This is a genomic window from Alteromonas gracilis (assembly GCF_036870955.2).
GTDB lineage: Bacteria > Pseudomonadota > Gammaproteobacteria > Enterobacterales > Alteromonadaceae > Alteromonas > Alteromonas gracilis_A.
Genome location: NZ_CP145482.2, coordinates 1405063 through 1425709, shown reverse-complemented (window position 1 = coordinate 1425709; position 20647 = coordinate 1405063). Strand labels below are relative to the sequence as shown.

At 42.5% G+C, this 20647-nt stretch carries 19 protein-coding genes and 3 pseudogenes; 8 read left to right on the top strand and 14 right to left on the bottom strand.

Features of this window, described 5'->3' with window-relative positions; translation table 11 throughout:
- The first annotated feature begins 36 nt into the window (after window positions 1-36).
- Window positions 37-953 (top strand): annotated as a pseudogene (locus V6N89_RS06845) (LysR family transcriptional regulator).
- 60 nt (window positions 954-1013) lie between these two features.
- Here V6N89_RS06845 and V6N89_RS06840 read toward each other — a convergent pair.
- Complete coding sequence (locus V6N89_RS06840; RefSeq protein WP_338516925.1) at window positions 1014-1784, bottom strand: CmcJ/NvfI family oxidoreductase; 771 nt, start codon at window positions 1782-1784, stop codon at window positions 1014-1016.
- A 56-nt stretch (window positions 1785-1840) separates the two neighbouring features.
- Window positions 1841-2649: pseudogene (locus V6N89_RS06835) on the bottom strand (SDR family NAD(P)-dependent oxidoreductase).
- A 296-nt stretch (window positions 2650-2945) separates the two neighbouring features.
- Between V6N89_RS06835 and asd the strand changes: the two are divergent.
- The gene (asd, locus tag V6N89_RS06830; RefSeq protein WP_338516922.1) at window positions 2946-4070 is read left to right on the top strand and encodes an aspartate-semialdehyde dehydrogenase; all 1125 of its coding nucleotides are present in this window, start codon (window positions 2946-2948) and stop codon (window positions 4068-4070) included.
- A 50-nt stretch (window positions 4071-4120) separates the two neighbouring features.
- Here asd and V6N89_RS06825 read toward each other — a convergent pair whose 3' ends face one another.
- Window positions 4121-4480: a VOC family protein gene (locus tag V6N89_RS06825; RefSeq protein WP_338516921.1), complete on the bottom strand. Its 360-nt coding sequence runs from the start codon at window positions 4478-4480 to the stop codon at window positions 4121-4123.
- 89 nt (window positions 4481-4569) lie between these two features.
- On the bottom strand, window positions 4570-5820 hold the full coding sequence (locus V6N89_RS06820) for a DEAD/DEAH box helicase (protein ID WP_346993575.1): 1251 nt from the start codon (window positions 5818-5820) through the stop codon (window positions 4570-4572).
- 237 nt (window positions 5821-6057) lie between these two features.
- Here V6N89_RS06820 and V6N89_RS06815 point away from each other — a divergent pair, with 237 nt between their 5' ends.
- Window positions 6058-6774, top strand: coding sequence for a LipL32 family surface lipoprotein (locus V6N89_RS06815; protein ID WP_338516920.1), 717 nt, complete (start codon window positions 6058-6060; stop codon window positions 6772-6774).
- Between the two features lie 81 nt (window positions 6775-6855).
- On the opposite strand, the gene V6N89_RS06810 is transcribed toward V6N89_RS06815, so the two are convergent.
- Window positions 6856-7872 carry a 2-dehydropantoate 2-reductase gene (locus V6N89_RS06810; protein WP_338516919.1) on the bottom strand — a complete coding sequence of 339 codons (1017 nt, stop codon included), beginning with the start codon at window positions 7870-7872 and terminating at the stop codon, window positions 6856-6858.
- 298 nt (window positions 7873-8170) lie between these two features.
- Between V6N89_RS06810 and V6N89_RS06805 the strand changes: the two genes are divergently transcribed.
- Window positions 8171-9211 (top strand): patatin-like phospholipase family protein, encoded by a 1041-nt coding sequence (locus V6N89_RS06805; RefSeq protein ID WP_338516918.1) that lies wholly within the window; start codon window positions 8171-8173, stop codon window positions 9209-9211.
- A 5-nt stretch (window positions 9212-9216) separates the two neighbouring features.
- Here the strand turns inward: V6N89_RS06805 and V6N89_RS06800 are convergent, their stop codons facing one another.
- From V6N89_RS06800 to V6N89_RS06765, 8 genes and pseudogenes are all read right to left on the bottom strand, one after another.
- Window positions 9217-9420: a helix-turn-helix transcriptional regulator gene (locus V6N89_RS06800; RefSeq protein WP_338516917.1), complete on the bottom strand. Its 204-nt coding sequence runs from the start codon at window positions 9418-9420 to the stop codon at window positions 9217-9219.
- Entirely contained in the window at window positions 9413-9901 is a 489-nt protein-coding gene (locus tag V6N89_RS06795) for a hypothetical protein (protein ID WP_338516916.1), read from the bottom strand. The genes V6N89_RS06800 and V6N89_RS06795 overlap by 8 nt, the downstream gene beginning before the upstream one ends.
- Window positions 9902-10235: 334 nt before the next feature.
- The gene (locus V6N89_RS06790; RefSeq protein WP_338516915.1) at window positions 10236-11033 is read right to left on the bottom strand and encodes a hypothetical protein; all 798 of its coding nucleotides are present in this window, start codon (window positions 11031-11033) and stop codon (window positions 10236-10238) included.
- Between the two features lie 185 nt (window positions 11034-11218).
- Window positions 11219-12622, bottom strand: coding sequence for a TonB-dependent receptor (locus V6N89_RS06785; protein WP_346993789.1), 1404 nt, complete (start codon window positions 12620-12622; stop codon window positions 11219-11221).
- Window positions 12592-13722: a TonB-dependent receptor gene (locus tag V6N89_RS06780; RefSeq protein WP_346993574.1), complete on the bottom strand. Its 1131-nt coding sequence runs from the start codon at window positions 13720-13722 to the stop codon at window positions 12592-12594. Before V6N89_RS06780 ends, V6N89_RS06785 begins: the two co-directional genes overlap by 31 nt.
- A gap of 470 nt (window positions 13723-14192) precedes the next feature.
- Entirely contained in the window at window positions 14193-14489 is a 297-nt protein-coding gene (locus V6N89_RS06775; RefSeq protein ID WP_338516912.1) for a hypothetical protein, read from the bottom strand.
- A gap of 56 nt (window positions 14490-14545) precedes the next feature.
- Window positions 14546-15031, bottom strand: coding sequence for a methyl-accepting chemotaxis protein (locus tag V6N89_RS06770; RefSeq protein ID WP_346993788.1), 486 nt, complete (start codon window positions 15029-15031; stop codon window positions 14546-14548).
- A gap of 282 nt (window positions 15032-15313) precedes the next feature.
- Window positions 15314-16060 (bottom strand): annotated as a pseudogene (locus tag V6N89_RS06765) (nitrate- and nitrite sensing domain-containing protein); the annotation flags it as partial.
- A 560-nt stretch (window positions 16061-16620) separates the two neighbouring features.
- Between V6N89_RS06765 and V6N89_RS06760 the strand changes: the two are divergent.
- From V6N89_RS06760 to V6N89_RS06750, 3 genes are all read left to right on the top strand, one after another.
- Entirely contained in the window at window positions 16621-17106 is a 486-nt protein-coding gene (locus V6N89_RS06760) for a hypothetical protein (RefSeq protein ID WP_338516909.1), read from the top strand.
- A 285-nt stretch (window positions 17107-17391) separates the two neighbouring features.
- Complete coding sequence (locus V6N89_RS06755) at window positions 17392-18027, top strand: DUF4386 domain-containing protein (RefSeq protein ID WP_338516908.1); 636 nt, start codon at window positions 17392-17394, stop codon at window positions 18025-18027.
- Window positions 18028-18093: 66 nt separating this feature from the next.
- A complete protein-coding gene (locus tag V6N89_RS06750; RefSeq protein ID WP_338516907.1) occupies window positions 18094-18963 on the top strand; it encodes a LysR family transcriptional regulator in 870 nt (289 codons plus the stop codon).
- Between the two features lie 916 nt (window positions 18964-19879).
- On the opposite strand, the gene V6N89_RS06745 is transcribed toward V6N89_RS06750, so the two are convergent.
- Window positions 19880-20248 (bottom strand): GntR family transcriptional regulator, encoded by a 369-nt coding sequence (locus V6N89_RS06745; RefSeq protein WP_338516906.1) that lies wholly within the window; start codon window positions 20246-20248, stop codon window positions 19880-19882.
- A 162-nt stretch (window positions 20249-20410) separates the two neighbouring features.
- Between V6N89_RS06745 and V6N89_RS06740 the strand changes: the two genes are divergently transcribed.
- Window positions 20411-20647 (top strand): hypothetical protein, encoded by a 237-nt coding sequence (locus tag V6N89_RS06740; protein WP_338516905.1) that lies wholly within the window; start codon window positions 20411-20413, stop codon window positions 20645-20647.

Sequence of the window (20647 nt, the reverse complement as noted above, 5' to 3'; positions counted from 1 at the left end):
AAAGCATCAACTTTATAGATTTTTTTGATAATAGTCATGAATGTAGAACACCTGAAACTCTTTGTGCGTATTGCCAGTACTTCAAACATCAGTTTAGCGGGTAAAGAGCTTAATATCTCACCCGCAGTGGCCAGTGCACACATCAGTAAATTAGAAGAAAATCTAGGTGTGCGATTGATTCATAGAACCACGAGAAAAGTCTCGCTAACCGATGAAGGAAAGCTCTTTTATCCTCATGCCCAAGAGGTATTGGACAGCATAGAGACTGCGAGAGCCGCCGTCGGTAGTGGCGCTCAAACGCCACAAGGCACCCTCCGCGTAACGGCGCCAGCCTCGTTCGGCAGAATGCATTTAGTCCCTGCAATAAACGAGTTTCTCACGCGATATCCAGATCTCAATATCGATTTCAGATTTAGTGACAGTATACTGGACGTGGTTGAAGGTGGGTTTGATGTCGCTATTCGTGATGCAGAATTAAAAGATTCAAATCTTCATGCTAAAAAACTTGCTTAGGTGACAAACGTATCATTGTCGCGTCCAAGGCTTACATCGAAAAATATGGCTGCCCTCAAACCCCGCAAGAACTGAAAAACCATAAGATAGTAAATCTAACCGGGTTAGAGGTATGGGACTTTAAAACGAGCGGCGGCATAACCTCTGTCAAAACACCAAACTTCCTACGTATGGACAACGGCGAAGCAGTTCGCGATGCCTGTGTTCAAGGCTGCGGTATCACCCTTACTGCAACTTGGTGTAGCTATACACACCTTGAGAGTGGCGACTTAGTTCAAATTTTAAAAGACTACCCATTGGCTACGGATTGTGCGTTATGGGCGGTATACCCTTCAAATCGCTTACTCGCGCCCAAAGTACGTGCATTTATCGACTTTTTGGCAGAGCGCTTCAGCGGTATACCATATTGGGACAAAAAGCTTTCATCACTGGTGGTGTAAACACTTTTAGCCTACGTCAATAGCAAGCAAAGAGAGCCAATATGACTTCCTTGCTTGCAACTAGTATTTCACCAGTATACGGCTTTCAATACTTTTACGAATGGTATGTTCTGCGCCCTTCTCTTTCATGTCTAACGCGCTATGCGCAAGGAAAGGTATGCCCTTGTTATCGTAGATGTTGAACACGATTGCCTCGTCTATACCCATTTTAGATTTATAAAACCAACGATGTTGCGGGTTGGCAATAACACCTAATATTTCGCCTTTGCGGTCGGGGTAAACCAAGTCAATGGTCACCCAATCTTTGATGTTCATTGAATCAGGGCAGATAAAACCCAACGGTGAAGACATTACTGTATTTTCAATAGGCCTCCACACGTTTACAAACCCAAAATGACCATTTTGAAACTGTGCTGCTCTGTGCTCGCCAAGTAAGTCTACAAGACGCTTCTCTATTCCTTCTTTACTGTAGTCGTTATGCACATTTCGAGCGGGGCGTCGCGACGCATCATCACTATCGATGCGAATAGTGTGATCGAACACAATAGCTTCTTTGGCGCCTATATGAGCGCGTAGCAAGTCTGAAATAGAACAATTGTAAGTTTGTTCAGCTCCTCCCTTGAAAGGCTGTGGTGCGGGCGACAAATCGTCTAAGAACTTGATACCATGCTGAACAAAATCCGTCGCAGTTTGGCTTTTTCGAACGTCGTGAACTTGGACACTTTTTGTTGAAAGCTCGGGTGAAATTAGATTACCGTCAATACCATCTACATCAAACTCAAACGCCTGAGTAAACGGCTTTTTTACGTGATAGTTTACATTTGCATTCATTGTCTAACTCCCCGGATAAAACGATGACTGATGCAATAAAAATTAGCTGGAACTTACTATGCGTTACTTGCAATGATTGATTCCATTTCATCAATAAGTGTTGCTAAATGCGTTGCGTCGTTAGCATAAGCATGTGGCGAGGCAAATGTTTCATGATCATTATCGAAATACTCACCTGTAACATTGGCAAAGCGAGTAGATAACGCTGCTTCGACAAATATCTTAGCCCCAAGCTTTAAATCGCCACCTAAGCAATGCCATATGCTGTTTTCACCATTTTACTTCCAAGCAAAGACTTAGGGTTTACCGACACCATTTTCGGGCCGCTTTCCTTTTGGCGTTTGCCAAGGAACATAGTCCACATAGTAATAGCGAGTTTGCTTTGGGCGTACGCAGCACCATCAGATAGACTTACCTCGCCACGCAATGCAGCAAGATTTACGGGAGCTTGTGCGGCAGAGGATACATTCACCACTCTACTTTGTGCGTGCATGCTCTCTAGAAGCGCTTTTGTCAGCATGTAAGGCGCGATCGTATTCACCATAAACCTCGCATCCAAGCCAGATGCAGTACGCGGATCCTTCATAGCAAAAACGCCTGCGTTGTTTATCAATACATCTATTTTCGCCGCTTTCTGCTTAATGTCGTTTGAAAGCCTTCTCACTTCCTCAAAAGAAGAAAGATCTGCTTGTACTGTGTCGATGTTGCTTTGCGGGAAGTCTACTTCAAGCGTCTCTAGCAGCGCAGTCAGTTTCGATTTGCTTCTACCGTGCACAATAATGTGATGCCCCTCTTTCGCTAGCATTTTTGCCGTCTCTAAGCCAATGCCGTCTGTAGCACCTGTTATTACGATTGTTTTCATAATTAAACCCTTGAAGCTGTTTGTAAGTGAGTACCGTCAACTTTATCAACCCATAAAGAAATGATAATAGCGACTTTATCGAAAGCAGCTTCAACAAAATCTATATAATTTTCCGCAATGTATTTGTAGTCATTAAATTGTTTATATGGTTGACGGAATATTTATAAAAACCTTCTAGCCAGTGCGATTAATTCAGCATAGACTGCGAAAATAACGATAAAAACGACAGGTATTGAGCGGGTGTGTTTTAGACATATCTTGCGTACTTATCATTTTAAGAAACAAGGGTTCTCAGTTTAATGTCACAACAAAAAGTAGGTCTAGTGGGCTGGCGCGGTATGGTTGGCTCAGTATTAATGCAGCGCATGCAAGAAGAGCAGGATTTTGCGCACATTGAGCCCACCTTTTTCACTACCTCACAAAAAGGTAGTGCGGCACCGGATTTCGCAGGAAAAGATGCAGGTGTTTTAGAAGATGCGTTCGATATCGACGCTTTATCTAAACAAGATATTATTATCACGTGCCAAGGCGGTGACTACACCAAAGCGGTATACAGTGATTTGCGCGCAACGGGTTGGAACGGCTACTGGATTGATGCAGCTTCAGCACTTCGCATGAAAGATGATGCCGTAATCATTTTAGATCCTGTTAATAAGAAAGAAATTGATAGCGGCATAAAGAAAGGTATTCGCACCTACGTTGGCGGAAATTGCACCGTTTCACTGATGCTGCTTGCATTAGGCGGCTTATTTGAGAAAGACCTTGTAGAGTGGGCAAGTCCCATGACGTATCAGGCAGCTTCAGGTTCTGGTGCTAAGCATATGCGAGAGTTAATCAGCCAAATGGGTGCTATTCATAGCAATGTGAAGGACAAAATAAATGACCCAGCCACGGCCATTTTAGATATCGACCAGCAGGTGGCGGAGTTTATCAGAAGCAGCGATTACCCTAGTGAACAGTTTGGTGTACCTTTGGCGGGCAGTCTTATCCCATACATTGATTCACAATTGCCTTCAGGACAAAGTCGTGAGGAATGGAAAGCACAGGCAGAAGCGAATAAGATTTTAGGTACCACAGACAACGAAGTCCCTATTGACGGGATTTGTGTACGTGTGGGAGCAATGCGCTGTCACAGCCAAGCAATTACCCTAAAGCTGAAGAAAGACCTAAGCGTAAATGAAATAGAGCAGATTCTTGCCGACCACAATGAGTGGGTAAAAGTTGTGCCGAACGACCGCGACGCCACAATGCAAGAGTTAACACCTGCAAAAGTAACTGGCACATTGTCTATCCCTGTAGGACGAATTCGCAAGCTTACCATGGGGCCTGAGTACATTTCGGCATTTACCGTAGGTGACCAACTACTGTGGGGCGCCGCAGAACCACTTCGTAGAATGCTAAGAATTGTGCTTGAACAAGCGTAAATTCAACGCCTAATAAAAGACAAGCGCCCCACACTAGTGGGGCGTTTTTTTTAGTTTTCAGCTTCAGACCATACCGCTAACTCATTGCCTCCAGGCTCGACAAAATGAAAACGACAGCCACCGGGAAAAGCAAAGATAGGTTTATTAATTACACCACCTGAACGCTCTACTTTTAGTTGCGTCTCATTGATGTTAGGTGAATAGAAAACAATGAGAGGAGCACCATTTTGTGCCTGCGTCACCCTGTCACTTGAAAAAAAGCCACCGTCGATCCCCGCGTTTGAAAACGCACTGTACTCGCTGCCGTAATCAGTAAACTCCCAGTCGAAAACATCATTAAAGAACTGTTTTGACGCTGACAAATTTAACGATGCAAATTCGACATAATTTAGCGCTACCTTACCTTCCATGACACATCCTTTGATTGATTCACTCCACGTTTCAAAAATAGCGTATGTTAGAAAATTTACCAACAGCCACTAATCTTGTTTTTACTTTTTTAGCGGCGACGGGAACCACTTGATCTCGCTATTTTACTGCTTTTTTGCCCTAGCGCTTGCGCGCGTAGATTTTTCTTCGAAGGCTTGCGCTTGTTGTTTTTAGCAGGCTCTACCGCATCGGGGTTAGGTTCAAATCCTTCTTGCCACTGCAATAAAAAGTGCTCTGAAGTAAGCTTTTCTACGTCAGCTAAAAGGTACTTCTCTTTATGTGACACTAAACTTATTGCTAACCCCGTATTTCCTGCGCGACCGGTTCGCCCAATTCGGTGGATATAATCTTCGGCATTATAGGGAAGTTCGTAGTTAATGACGTATTGAAGCTGTTCAATATCAAGACCTCGCGCTGCGACGTCGGTAGCAACCAGTACCCTGACGTTACCTGCTTTAAAGTCCTCCAAGCCTCTATCTCGCGCGCCTTGCGATTTATCACCATGCACAGCAGCCGCGCTAATACCGTCTTTCTTTAACTCTTTTGCAAGGTCATCAACAGTTTGTTTGGTTCTCGTAAAAATAAGCACTTGGTGCCAGTTGTTTGCACCAATCAAAAAAGCCGTTAATGCTGCTTTTCTAGAGTTATCTACTTCATAAAAGCGCTGTTCAATTTTTGCCGCTGTTGCATTTCGTTGTGACACTTCAATAAGCTTCGGCTGGTTCAGCATCGTTTTGCTCAAGGCAAATACGTCATCGTTAAATGTTGCCGAGAAAAACAACGTTTGAATGCTATCGGGCAAGCGCTTCAATATGCGATTAATATCAGTAATAAAACCCATGTCTAGCGTGCGGTCAGCTTCATCCAGCACCAAGGTTTCTAGATTGCTAAGATCAATGAGTTCCTTAATCACAAGCTCTAACAAACGCCCAGGTGTAGCCACAAGTATATCGCACCCTTTGTTAAGCGCGCTAAGTTGCGGGTTTATGCTAGCGCCACCATAGGCAACAACAGTGTTAAGCTGCAGATTTTCACTGTAGCGTTCAAAACTTTGATGTACTTGTTGTGCTAGCTCACGTGTTGGCGTTAGTACCAAAACGCGAATTTCACGATTTGCTTTTTTTGACGTGATAATGCGTTGAATTAGCGGCAAGGCAAACGCAGCAGTTTTTCCGGTACCCGTTTGCGCTCCAGCCATCACGTCGTCGCTTACTAAAACCGATGGAATAGCAGCTTGTTGAATCGGCGTTGGGGTTTCGTACCCTGAAGCATCGAGTATGTTCAGTAATTCTGCCTGTAACCCTAAGGATGAAAAACTCATAAAAAACCGCGTCTAAAAATTGAAGGCCCGCTATTGTAGCATTGTGCTCAAATATATCTGGGCTACTTCTTGGAGATTGTTTAGTAAGATACAAGCGAAAGCACAACATACGCCGCCAAAGCGTAAGTAAAATCAAACAAAACATAGTGTTGTCTTTTACTTTTCGAAAGCGTTTGCTTTGCCTGTTCATTTTGACAACAATAGTGAAGCTAGGACAAATTAAAAAGGACATTCATTTTGAAAATAAGACAAACCCTTCTTGCACTTAGTTGCCTTACATTAAGTGCTTCAGTTTCTGCTCAATTCAGCCTAAACAAACTCGTTGACGGTGATGGTCTACCTACATTGACCTCTTCAATGACAAAACGAGTAGGTTTCACAAAAGTATCTGTGCCCTACGCCAATACGGTGGAGTATTTTGGTTACATTGACTCTGATGTCAAACCCGATGCTGTGATTAATGATAAAGACGCTTATTTCATTTACATGTGGGTACCCGGTGCCATTGATGAGCTTGGTGTTCGGATGATTTCGCCTGTTGGAGACCTTGCGAAGCCAGAAGACGGGGACTTTGTTCAAGACAACTTTTCCAAAAAGTTTAGTAAAGACGACAAAACTTGGTTCGATACATGGCTAAGAGTAGAACGAATGGACGTTATTGATCCATCCAATATCCAGCAGGCTAAAGAAGCAATACAAGTGCTTGATGAAGATGATGATGGTGATGATACGTATGAAGAGAAACGTCACTCAGAGTACAACTCTCTAGTGCGTATAAAAACTGAACTAGGCTCGCCAACGAAAGCATTGGTGAGAGGCTTGTACCGTATTAGTTTGACTACCTTCAAACGCGGAAAAGTAGAGGGTTCATTTGTAACAACGATTGGCAGCAACGTGCCGGGCGTTAAGTTAGCAACATCACTTGAAGAGCTAGATAAGCTGGTAAACAACTAAGGCTTTAATCTACGTTTTGTGCTTGCGGTTGGGGAACCTATACTTGTTCCCTAACCCAATTATTATTGCCTTGTTTTTCCCTTATCCGTAAGCGTTATGCAATTTGTGATGGCGTAAGCATCGGGCTCCCCTTTTTTTGCGCTCTGCATCTTTCACCAATGCAATTATTCTGCTGTTAACTGGCGTAGCAATGCCCCTGATTTTACCTAGTCGTTCTACTTCACCGTTTAAAAAGTCTATTTCAGTTCGCCTACCTAATACTAAATCTTCGTACATTGATGAGCGTGCCTGCGGATCGATCTTAAGTGTCGACGCTGCGACAATTTGAAACAAAGCATTGGGCAATACCATGATAGCTGGCATTAATCTGGGAATAACCTTTCCAGTTCTTGCCAGTGTTATCCCGTGTGCTTTAAATACCTGTAGCGCTTCTTTAAGCACCTGTGCCATCACTAACCGATACGCCCTATTGCCAAGCTGCTCTTTCAAGGGAACGCCAGACAACGCATTGACGGCATTGTTTAAATTCATGATGAGCTTTGAGTACTGAACCGCCGCAATGTCCTCATACACGGTTACCGGAAGCGCTGCTTGCTCAAACAAGCGTAGCAGGCTACCACAGTCTTTGTGTCTATCTTCAATGGCTAGTTGCCCTTCTGTACCACAGTGGAAATGACCATTACCTTCATAAAACACATTAAATGGCACCATTCCTTTTACTATTTTTTGCGATAGACGTTGCGCAAGAATGTCACCGTTAGTTACACCGTTTTGAAAACTTACCACCACCGCACTGGGTTTAGCGTGGACATTTATTATCTCAGCCGCTTCTTGCGTATCTTGGCTCTTTACACACAATAAAATGAAATCGGCGTTTTCAAGTGCGTCGTGAGTTGTCGAGAAGTTAATGCTTGATGAATCGACAGTGTTATGTCTTCCTTGCCAATCTGTCAGAGTAAGCCCACTTTCTGCGATGTCTTTTTGAAGGCGTGTCCTGCCTATGAATGTCAATGTGCGAGCCAAGCTTGCCTCGCCAGCCAACAAGCACCCGCCTAAATAGCAACCAATACTTCCTGCACCGAATATTACGCTATTCATATTATTATCTTTATTCCCCATTACATGCCTCGACTGACGTTTGACTGCCATAAACCGGTTTATATGAGTATTCATTAAAGCTCATAGCGCTTTTCATAAACTTCCTGCTCACTGGGCAAAAGCTTCTGGCAAAGAAACAGCCAAGACAACAATTTAACACAACATTTACAAATAAGTAGCTGTTAGTACGGGTTTTTCAATCGCTCTGATTCAATCTTTCAATTTTCTACTTTGACGTGATCGGCCTAACATTCAACCTAGTAGTCATTAGTAACGTGGTAACAAAAGGTCCAATTTTATGTCATCTCAAAATACTCGAAACAATACAGTGCCTTTTGCCAACAAAGTAAAAACTGCGTTAGTTGCGGAAGGCGGGGGCCAGCGCGGAATATTTACCGCTGGCGTGTTAGACGCATGGTTAGAAAGTAATTTTGACCCTTTTGATATTCTGATTGGAACTTCAGCAGGTTCGCAAAACATTACCAGCTACGTGTCGAGGCAAAAAGGGTATGCAAAACGTTTGATTCGCGGGCTTACACGTCACCGCCGATTCTTTCAGCTAGGACGAGCATTGACGGGCAAGCACATTGTTGATCTAGATTGGTATTTCGATAAGACAAAAGAAGCTAAGCGTTTACTGGACTTCGACACTGCCATTGAAAACGTGAATGGTCGAGAAGTACTCTTTACGGCAACCAATGTGCGTAATAGAAAAGCCTATTACCTCAATCCACTGACTAGCCAGGATGCATGGGTCGATTTAATTAAAGCATCAAGTGCGCTGCCCATGCTTTACAAACAAGGCGTGCCGCTAAAGACAATACAAGACTATCGCACTGATGCTGCCAACACTGACTTTTATTTGGATGGCGGCTTAGCTGCACCGCTTCCGGTCACTGAAGCCTATGCACGTGGAGCACGTAAAATTGTGGTTATCCGTACAGTCGACCAAGGCTTTCAAGCGCAGTCTGCATGGCTTCAGCGCATAAGTGCAATAATGTGCGCTACAGGTCAGTGCCCAAAAACCATTGATTACCTGTTGCAGCACGAGCGTGCTTACCAAAAAGAGCTGGCGTTTATTGATAACCCTCCTGATGACGCAGAGATTATACAAATATTTGCCGACAAAAAGTTGCAGAGCAAACTTCTAGGAAGTTCAGATACAGAACTAAAACACGATTACAAACTTGGCAGCGTTGCGGGCAAGGCTTTTTTACGCTCGAACGGAGAACTGGTAAATGCCAAAGTCGAAAACCATAAAGAAGCCTTTATCCCGGTTACGCTACCTGAACAAGACGGGTTGAATGGTACGCAAGCAGTAGCGTCATACGCGTTATGAAAAGCTCAACGCAGCTCGAATAGCTGTTCCACCGGAACATTAAAGTGCTTTGCTATGCGAAGCGCTATAACCACAGAAGGTGTAAAGCGCCCCGTTTCTACCGTGCTAATGGTTTTACGCGACACACCTATTGCATCTGCAAGCTCTTGTTGAGAGATTTTATGCTGTAACCTGAATTTATGGATATGATTGTCCAACTCATCATTCATCTAGGTCATCCTCGCGCAGCTTTGTCACAATCATAGTACCGTGAACAAGCAGCGCAATACTTATCAATAACTGTACTACCGCGTTTAAAGGCAGGGGCGAAATCAATGTTTCAAACCAAGCATCACCGCCAAATAACCCAATAATAATTCCGCCACAAACTACAATATGGCAGGTTACGCGAAGACTTGCCCCGCTTACATGATCGACATATTCATCATTGAATTTTAGCGTCCAAAACCCAGGTCTTTTTAGGTTTCTGGCATATTTTAGCGACTTGATGCTTATAGTGATGACCGCGGTTAGTGCAGCCAATGTACCGCCACCTAACACCCACAGCCAATTTGTATCTTGTCCAATTCCAGCATTTGTGAAAGCCATAAAGAACAAGGCAAAAGCAGCTGCAATGCTGGATTGTCCTATGAGCAATAGATAGTCCTCTTCCATTGCTGCGGTTACTTCGGTTGGTGACGCGTTTGTCATAGTATTATTCCTTTTTAAAATAGCACCTTACGCACGATTAGCGAAGACATTCCATGGCGGATACATAGGATATTGTGATACCTAAACAGACCATATGTAACCTCTAGGTATCAATGATACCCAAAGGTTACACAATTACAAGCTATTTTTTGTACAGCGTTAAACTAGGCCGATTACAATGAATCTTTCACGACTTGAAAAGCGGTTGCGTATACATGAATGAAGCCAAGCAGATGCGCATTAGTTAGACGAAAATGATGGCGTTGAAGATACGGTGAGAATGTCCCCGAAAGACCATATGCTTTCTGTTTTTATTTTATTAGAGAGAGCGCTATTAGTTTAAATTCAATCTATTAATAATTTGTCTTCTTTCTGCATCGGGTACATAGCGCATTATCAACGCTGATGCGCTTTGTTTATATGCCTCCTGCCTCATTAAACTATCAAATTTGCTGATCAAAGCTTTACCGATTAGTGAATTAGAGCAGGCAATGTAACCATCAACATAATTGTCCACGCCTTCAATTTGGTAAACATATTTATCACGCAGATTATAAGGCGCAGCAAGACTATTATAAGATAATGTGTATTCAATAATGGCATTGACCCTACCGCGCTCTAACATTTCGTACAGGCGCTTGTTCATGCTGGTGCCATTAGCGACAAAAAACTTATCTTTAGATTGGGTAATCACCGCGTCAAGCACACGCCCGTAACTCCTCCCCTCTTCTATTCCTATCGTTATCGTTGAATTATTAAGTAGTGACTGGATAGAGATTTCCTTACCTTGGATGACAGGCGATGAACTAATTAGTCGGTTGGGTGGGAAGGTCAATAAGGGAAACTCTGTAAAGTTTGCGAGTCTGTCTCGGGGTTCGGTCCTCATCTTGTTATACAAACACAGATTGTCGCTTGCCTTTAACAATTCCCACTGCCTTGCTTGAGACGCTTCTTCATAAACAAACTGATATTGTTTATCTAAGCCCGAAATAAGCGCTTTGAACATTCTAAAACCAAGGTCATCAGGTTGTTCGCTTGTCCCACTGGCAACTTCATGAGGAACATAAACCACCTGCTTTGCCGACGTATAGAATGAGAGCAAACACACCGCTATCAACCAAAAAGTTCGCATTACCTTGTACTCAAGCATGATGTTTTTAAAGCTAGTAGATATGCAGGGGCTACACAATCTGTTGGCTAAAAATATAGCCTAATGTCTATATTGAACGCAGCCGAGAACGAGAACAACGACGACATCCCAATTAAAGAAAAGGCCAATCAAATGATTGGCCTTTAAAACGAACGACTTACTGTCTGTTAATCAAATAAATAAGAGACCGTTACACCGAACGTACGTGGCTGATTTGGATATCCGTTGAAACTTCCTGCTTGAATTGGCGGTGGGAACGCAGACAAGAAATACTCGTCGTTGTTCAAGTTACGCACCCAAATTTGCACGCTTAAGCCATTTTCAAACTCTAGGCCAGCACTCGCATTTAATGTTCCTACTTCTCGTGTCATTTCAGGTGGCACGTTTTCGACAATTTGCACTTCACTCTCGTACAGGTAGTCACTGCGAACGTAACCCGTCATACCGTTATCAAAATCAAGGTGATAGGTAAGCCCAGCCACAAAGCTTCTTTCGTGAATACCTGCTGGCATAGTTCCTGATAAATCTGTAGGTCCATTTAGCCCATTTGCACCTTCAAATGAGTCATAAACAGGGTCTAGTATGGTGCCAGCAAAATTAAATACTAGGTTGTCAGTCACATTGTAGGTAGAGTCGAATTCAATACCTTTGGTTGACTGCTTACCCGCGTTTGCTAGGACAAAACCCGTGCCCACGAAAATACTTGATTGGAAGCCTTCAATTGTTTGATCAAATAGCGTGATATTAAATGCGCCGTCTTTAAATCTGGCTTTCATGCCAAGTTCATAAACCGTTGATTCTTCAGGCCCTGCGTAACGCGTTCCATAACTTTGGTTAGCGCGCGTTAAGCTTGCAGACTCAAGTGCAGCTTGATCTGCAGCGAATGGGCGCGTATCACGAGACAAGTTCCATGAAGACGCCTTAAAGCCTGTAGCTGCCGTCGCGAACACGTTTATGTTTTTATTCACTTCATAGGCGAAGCGCGCACTCCAGGTTACTTTATCATCATTGGTATTGCCGCTCTCAACGGCATTAGGGAACGTAAGTTGCGGCGGTAAGAACTGTACACCTTGCAAGGTTGGAATAAACGGCGTAAGTGCTGGAACAGCGGTTGGCAGCGGTACACCGAACACAGTAGGAGTAGTAATGAAGTCTATCGACGACAAGACTTCTGTGTTGACCTGCTCTATAGACACGTCCTTTTCATCGTCTGTATAGCTAATACCAAATGTACCCGTTAGACGATCAGTAAAGTGGTAGTCTAGGTTTAAGAAAATTGATAACGCGTCATTTTCTTGTAAGAACTCACTGTTTACAAACTGGTCTGAACCAAAGAAGGTTCCCGGCGCTTGCCCATAAAGTGGCTCAAAAGTACCTAAGAACCCATTTGGGAACACGGCCTCTAATGGCAGCGGTGCAATTGCTTGAGCTACCCCAGCATCCAAAAGCACATCAAAGAATGGACGTACCGCAGAGCCGTAGAATAAGGTGTCACCCGTATCTACTTCTTCAGAGAAGTAGAACATACCTACCATCCAATCTAATTTGTTGTCACCTCTATTGACGTTAATCGGAACTCTTGAGTAAACGTATCTATATCGGTGTGCCCTTCCTCTGAAAGAATATCTAAAGAGGTGTAGTCAACATCGGCGAAGTAGTTAGATTTATTGTTACGATAGGCGCTAATGGAAGTGAATGAGAATGTCTCAAAGTCAACATCAAGCTGCAACGACACGCCGCCATCTTCAACCTGGTTATTTGGGTTAAAATTGAGTGCTGATTCATAAGCAAACGGATCATCAGTATCAAGCACTGTTCCACCAAGCGCTCTTACAACACCCGTTGTAGGGCCATTAATAAAGTCTGCAACAGTACAGCAACGCTCATCAATTTCACTGTAATCTGCGATAAAACGCAGCTTTACATCTGAGGTTGGTTCATAGAGCGCTTGACCTCGCACGTTCCAGCGGTCGCGGTTGTTAAGTTCATCCACGCCATCAACAACACTGTCTGTGTAGCCATCTCGCTTGTTTATGCCGCCAGAGATGCTAAATGCTAACTCATCTGTAATTCCGTTAGTATAATACCCTCTCAACAAGCGCTGGTTGTAGTTACCCACGCCCAATGTAACTTTGCCCTCTTGTGTGAAAGATGGGGCATCCGTTCTAATACTTATAACACCCGCTGAGGCATTCTTACCAAATAGCGTACTTTGAGGACCACTGAGTACTTCAACTTGCTGTACGCGCGGGAGATCGCCTATTTGCGCGGCGGCTCGCGAGCGATATACACCGTCGATGAATACGCCTACCGATGGCTCGATACCCGTATTATTTGTACCGTTACCAAATCCACGAATTGAAAAGTTTGTGTTGGTCGAACGCTGAAGTGGAGTTACTCGAAGTGTAGGCACCAACGCTTGCATATCTTGAATATCGAGCACCTGAGTTTGTTCGATGGCTTCGCCACTGGTTACCGACACAGCGATGGGGGTTTCTTGTAAGCCCGTGCTTCGTTTTGATGCAGTGATAAGGATCTGCTCTACTAGTTCATCTTCTTCTGGCTGTGGAGTTTCTTGAGAAAAAGCTGCTTGGCTGGTTAGGCCCAAGCTTAGCGCGATAAGCGTTGCAGCATGTTTGCGTTTAAAGTTTGAGGGTAAGCGTTTACTCATTTTAATTCTCTTACTTATTATTGTGCTTTTTTTAATTCGAGCGATTGTCCACAGTAACAGCTAGCGAACGGCTCATTAGGTGTGGGAAATCTACAATAACCAAGTAAGAAAACAGATGTAAACATAATGTTTAATGATTGTTAAAATATAGCGAACATTAATTTGGGAAATAGTGGAAGATACGTAGGGAGAACGTGGCCTACACCAGAGTTCACCTTGCTTTTCCTCATCTATTGAAAATTTGAATAGTGGTGAATTAGTGCAACAGATTGAAAAAGATAACGTACTTTAAGCGTCTCATAACGCACTCTTTCCAGCGTTTTTACGCCAGTTCAGCGGCATCAGAATGACTAGAAAAATGATGACTTCTCAATAATTGAACCACTGGCGCAACGCCAACTTGTTTAGGCTAATCGATTGCCTACAAGCTGGCAGGTCAAAGCCGAGATAACGTCGGCAAATGGTAAACGTTAAGACTTATATCTTTGTACAATTTCATTTACTGCGATAGTTTCATCCTCTACCGTTTTTGCCAATTCCAGCACTTTCTCGTTGTCTCTCACGTTCTCTGTGGCCACTTCATTTATATGAATAATACCGTTGGTTATCGACTCGACTGCTTTGGTTTGCTCTTTCGAACTTTCTGAGATTAATTGAGTAGATTCATTAATCTCGGCAATCATGTCGTCAATACGCGTTAAAGACTCGTTTATCTCATGAGCTTGTGCCGCAGCATCTGATGACTGATTGTGACTACGCTCAATCATATCCGCAGACTCCGCAGCACTGTCTAACAGCTCTTCAACAAATGAAGCAATGTCACCTAGGTGGCTTGTTGAGTGCGGCTAGCCAAGCTTCTCACTTCATCAGCTACCACAGCAAAACCTCTACCTTGCTCGCCCGCTCGTGCAGCTTCTATTGCCGCGTTGAGTGCCAACAAGTTTGTCTGCTCTGCAATACCTCTAATAAGCCCGACCATCGATGATATGCTCTCAACTTTTTCGTTAAGCGTGCTAAGTTTACTGACAGTTTGTTCCATATCTTGACTGGTTTGAGCTATCAATTTAACCGCATTAGCAACTTTGTCTTTGCTAAGGTGAGACTCGCGGGATGCACTTTCGGTTCTTGAAACGTTGCTCTCTATTGTTTGACTGATACTTTGAATACTGTATTGAAGCTCCTCCGCTGAGGCAGCAATTTGACTAACTTCTTGTTGTAGGGAGGCAAGCGAGTTCTGGTTACTATCAATAGATTGTGCAGTCACCGCAGAAGAGTTCTTAATATTAGCCGAGCGTTGCTTAAACAACATCAAGTCTTCAAAGAATGTGCGCGTTAGTTTGTTGATATCCCCTGCCGCAGTGCCCAATTCGTCTCGGCTTATGATATCAATTTCATCTTTCAAATCACGCTCGTCCAACGCAATTCGTATTCCTTTTTCGATACATAGACTTTGCTTTTTCCGCAGAGAGACAGCCTTAAATAGCAAAAATGTCACTAATAGCCCGACAAACAGTACAAGCAACTCAACGGTAAGCGATACCAGTGAATTAGTGTACTGTCGTGATGCTTTTTCTTGTGTTGACGTAAGAAGTTCATCTTCAAGCGCTTTTAGCGCATTTATTCTCGCCGTTGCGGCCGCAAACCATTCAGCGGCATCACTGGTATAGTTGGCGTCCTTCTGCTGAATTTCTTCGCGGTAAGGATTGATTTTAGTTACTGCCGGGTTAGTCAACCCTTGCTGAACTTTTGTTGACATATCGACAGGTAAAATACCCAACGCTAATGAAAGGTAAACCTCTTGCTTGGTAAGTAGTGTTTGAAACCTAGCTTCTAAGCGTACTATTCATTCTGCTTAAGCTGAAAAAACGTTGGTAAGTACTGCTCTTTCAATACCTGCACTTTCTTTTGCGCTAGAAAGATATAAAACACCGCTCAACGATTTAGAAAGCGTATCACTGCTAGTGCCGCTTACACCAATGTGCAGAGTGTCGAGCCCCATAATATTAATAGCGGTGTAAGTTTTTAAGGCGCTAGATAGCTCAATATCAAGGTTATCGACTTGGGTTCTTAACGCGGGAACTGAGTTAAGCTTGGTTAGAATAGCTTTTGCGTGACGTAAAAGCTGACCGTGAACCGCGTTTGCTTCCACACTTTTTGAAAAAGCCTTTGCAGCTTTGTCTACATTTAGCCGCTGCGATTTGAGTTCGCTTCCAAATTTGCTGCCTTTAGCACCAAGGTAACCCGCGGTTAGCCCTCGCTCTTTTTGAACTTCGTGAACCAGTGATAGCGCTAACTTTGACGTGTCCACAACGTCTATTGCTAACCCGTTATCTTTCATTGAAGAATAAGCGTGAATAGCGTCATAAGTAACGATAAGAGTAAGAAGCAAACAAGGAACAAACAACGCTTTGGATAGGTATTGCGATACTAGCTTTGATAAAAAAGTCACCAGCTACCTCTGAATGCGGAATATGATCAAAACATCTGTTTCCACATTACTGGTTTGCTACTCAAAACTCCATCTATTTTCGGTCAATTTAACCTCATCAGATCATATACTTTAGGCTAAAATTCGCCCAAATATTTTGTTGTAGCATGACGTTTATTTTTCCTATTTATACCATTAAAAACAGACATTTATTAAGCGCAGACTTACATAAAGCGAGTAAAAGCAGTGAATGTTGAACAATGAAACCTGAGTTCACCTATAAGGGACTGATGACTAGCGCTGCAAGCTCGCCCTAAATGCACCTTTTTAAATCCATCCATTGCCCCCTCTATACATTTTTGAATCGCTAACATTCAGTTTTATGGAATGGGCATCATCTTAATATACCTTCAAAATAGAACTCTTCATATCTGCCCACCTGTGACGACTTGATATACAAGGAAGAACTAATGAAAAAATTAACAGCAATGCTATTACTCGTGCTTGCGATGCAAGTTGACGCGGACACCCACTGTGATAATCAGTGTCAATTAATCCTAATCAAAGACTACTATCAAAAAATAAACCTTTCTGTTGTTCAACATTCGACCACCGAGAATGTTGATGTATTTTTGGGTTCGCTACACGAAGATGTTGTCTATTTACACGAAGAGTATGAAGCTAAGTTTGATAAGAATATTTGGAGAAAAGCTTTTCTTCGTCAAATGGAAAGAGGTGGCTATGCCAACACCGTTGAAGCTAACACTGTATTAAAATCAGTGATTCATGGGTATCAAACAGCAGCGGTAGAATTCGTGAGTCAGTACCGAAATCAAGAAGATACTGAAGTAACTTCGAGTCCATCTCGCTTGGCTATTTTTAAGTTCAAAGACAGTAAAATCGTTTTTATACAAGATCACTGGTATCACTTGGCAGAAGAAACGCTTGATAAGTAATTAGGTGATAAGAAGCGCGTCAGCAATATTCATTACTGAATACAATGCATTCAGTTTTATGGAATGGGCAAAAGACTTATAAACCTTGAACATACAGAACGATAAGAGGCCTATCAATGACTCACTAAGGATAACAATGATAAGCAAAAAGGAAATCAAGCAAGCAATTCGAAATTTGAGCGGCCTAGCAGTAATAGTTTTTTTGATGATGCAAGTTGTGATGATGTTAGTACTGTTTGCGCTTTTGTAGGCAGTCATTCAAATATGTTTACGGGTTTAGGGCTTATGATTAAAAAACAAAACGAAAAGCGCATGTTTCTAACCTCTGGTGTGAGCTATTTCTTTATTTTCTTTTTAGCTATCTACGCAAACTTTTTTGTTATTGAAGCGATAAAGAATGCCCCTTTAGAAGTTATATATAGTCAATCAAATATTATTAAGCTCGGTGTAACAGCCCTAGTGCTTACCATATTTTTTGACGTTGTCGTTGCATATACGCTATATGAACTGTTCAAACGCAATTCACTCACCATCGCCAGTACACTTTTTCGCTTAATACACGCCCTTGTTCTTGCGGTAGCTACTGTTTCACTCGTTAACAGTCTTTCTTTCCATTCTGAAGGTCTAATCTTAGATGGTATAAATCGTTTCAACTCTATCTGGATGTTAGGCCTCGCATTTTTCGGTATTCACTTGATATTGCTTTCAATGATTGTACCCGTCCCCACCAGCATTAGAAGCTTTCTGTTCTTTGGTGGATTAGCGTATTTAATTGATACCATATTACATCTGACATTTTCTGCTTACTCTGATTATGCTTTCTCTTTACTTCTTTTTGTAGCAATTCCAACAATCGTTGGCGAGTTTTCACTTGCCGTGTGGTTTATCAAACAAGGTATTCAATCAAAAGCAGCGCAATGAGAGAGTTGGTGTGGAATGGCTGTCCAAACATGTATACTAGTTGTTTGCAAAACATAGAGATTTGTAATGGATTTCGATTGGAATGACGCCAAAGCCTTTCTTAGAACCGCAGAAACAGGCTCTTTAACTGCAGCTGCCAAACAACTTCATGCCAGTCAACCTACCGTTGGACGCCGTATAGCAGCGTTGGAGAAAAGTCTTGGTATTGTGCTATTCGAGCGTTACAAGAATGGCTTGATTCTAACTCCTCAAGGAGAGCGCGTTGTCGAGGCCTTACAAGGCATGGAGAAATTAGCGAATGACACCATTCTTATTGCGCAAGGGGCGACAGAATCTCATTCTGGCATAGTGACTATTGCTGTAAGCCAAATCGACGCCGTGTTTAACTTACCATCGCTAATTGCTGAGCTCAGGACTATAGAACCATCATTGCAGATAAGACTAACAGTATCGAACAGCCGCACCGATCTTATACACCGTGATGCTGATATCGCAATTCGACACTATAGACCTGATGAAGAAACACTCATCATTCGTAAACTTGGTGAAATGCACGTTAATCTGTTTGGCACTGCCAGTCTTTGTAGTGCTCTTAGAAACTCAAACGATGATGAAAAGCAGATTCCGATTATAGGCTTTCTTGAAACTGAGTACACAACTCAACTATTGCACAACAGTGGTATCGCTGAAGAAAGCCTTGACTACGTTTGTTTAAGTGACTGTCAACTTAGTCAAATTGAGTTAGCTAAACAAGGACTTGGGCTAGTGCTACTGCCCGCCTATCTCGGTTCAGAAATTGACGAGCTAGAATTTGCGTTCACTCAGGATTACTCAATCTACGAATACGATACTTGGTTGGTCTGTCACTCAGAGCTCCGCCACAACAAACGCATACGCTTTGTATATGACTTTTTAGCGCAGCGACTTAGTCGCTGATTCCAATCTGTCCACTTCCCTACTCGTTTCGGTTTCTTTTGCAACCGTAATGCCTAACCTTATTCTTTGTATACGCTGGGGTTAATTGGGTAATATTGATTACGTGTGGTAAACACAATTGCTTGCGCAAAGATACTCGCAACAATACTGACAGTACTTTGGTTTAGGTTTATCACGTCAAATAGGAGAACAGTTACTACAAAGCAAGTGTACGCACCGAGAGATGCCATCAAAGTACTTATCTTATCTGATAATTTAAGCACTCTTTCTTGTTGCTCGATAAAATGGTCTTTTTTCTTGCCGTATATAAGAACACAGACTAAACAAAAGATGTACAATGTAACCGCAGTACTAAGACCTATCAAATATACAGACTTAAGCTCCCCTGGCTTTGCAAAAAAATACATGTAAACAACCAGCCCAACTGAAATAAAGTAAACTGCTAACGTGAAAATCAATGTGCGCAATGATATGAAATCAAACAATGTGTAATTTGTTAATTGAGCTGTGCGCCTCTTTTTGGGGTAACGATTTGATATCAATCGGCTATTTTGATTACACCAATAGGCAGAAACAAACATTGGGCTGAGCTGAAACAGTGCGACCAATAGCATGTAATCAGCAACATTCTTTGGACTTTTTGTCGTAGTTTGTAAATAAAGCAAAACCGCTAACCCTATTACAAATATCGCATAGTCTAGCCATTTCCTTACTATCAGCCGTTTATTCTCGGTTACCTCATCCCTCGCGTATAAATTTGGAAATACAGACTGTGGGTACTTTGTTAATAGCACTCGCCTACTCTCGCGCCACGATCTTGATACATAAATGGAAATAAAAAAGAGCTGAAATAGAAATACAAAGTTGATGATTGTTTCAGATAACTCATTAAGGAAATTCAATGTCTTCTCTCCAACTATTTCATGGCTGACGCAAAAGCATTTCGTATTTCAGAATCAGTCAATCCGAGCTCTCGTAATTGCCTTACATTTTCTACCATTAAACTTAGTGCTGTCGCGTTGAGATCTGTCTCGCAAAACTCTAACGCGTTTTCATGAATAAAGGTCCCTCGGTACCCTTTGCCAGTTATAACGCTGTCTCTTTCTAATAGTTTGTAAGCTTTAGACACTGTATTTGGGTTTATGCCTAGATCATTTGCAAGTTTGCGAATTGAAGGCAAAGGCGCGCCTGGCTTGAGCGTTTTAGTCGCTACTCCTTGCTTAACCTGCTCTACCAATTGAGTAAATATTGGCGTATCGCTCTCTACATCAATGACTATATTCATCGTACTCAATACCTCATTTCATCCCCACACTTACTTTATTCCTGCATCATACAGTAACTTTTAAACATGTACCACTTGACTTAGCAGTACAACTAAACATAATGTATTACTTGTACTACTCGAACCAATGGTACAACAAACTCTATTCTAAGGATCAGCGTCATGAAATGTTTAAAAGAAAATAGAAAACCCATAGCCTTTAGTATTGTGTGGGCAGGGCTAATTCTACTTACCGCTTATTTATCAAAAGACAAAGACTTCGCCTCTACTGCGTTTATTTTTGCAATAGGCGGTTGGTACATTACTTATCACTATTTATTTAGACCGAATTCAATGGGTTGTCACGCAAGGCATTCTTGTTCCGTCAATGCAAAGTTCGACGAAAATGGGGAGCTCTAG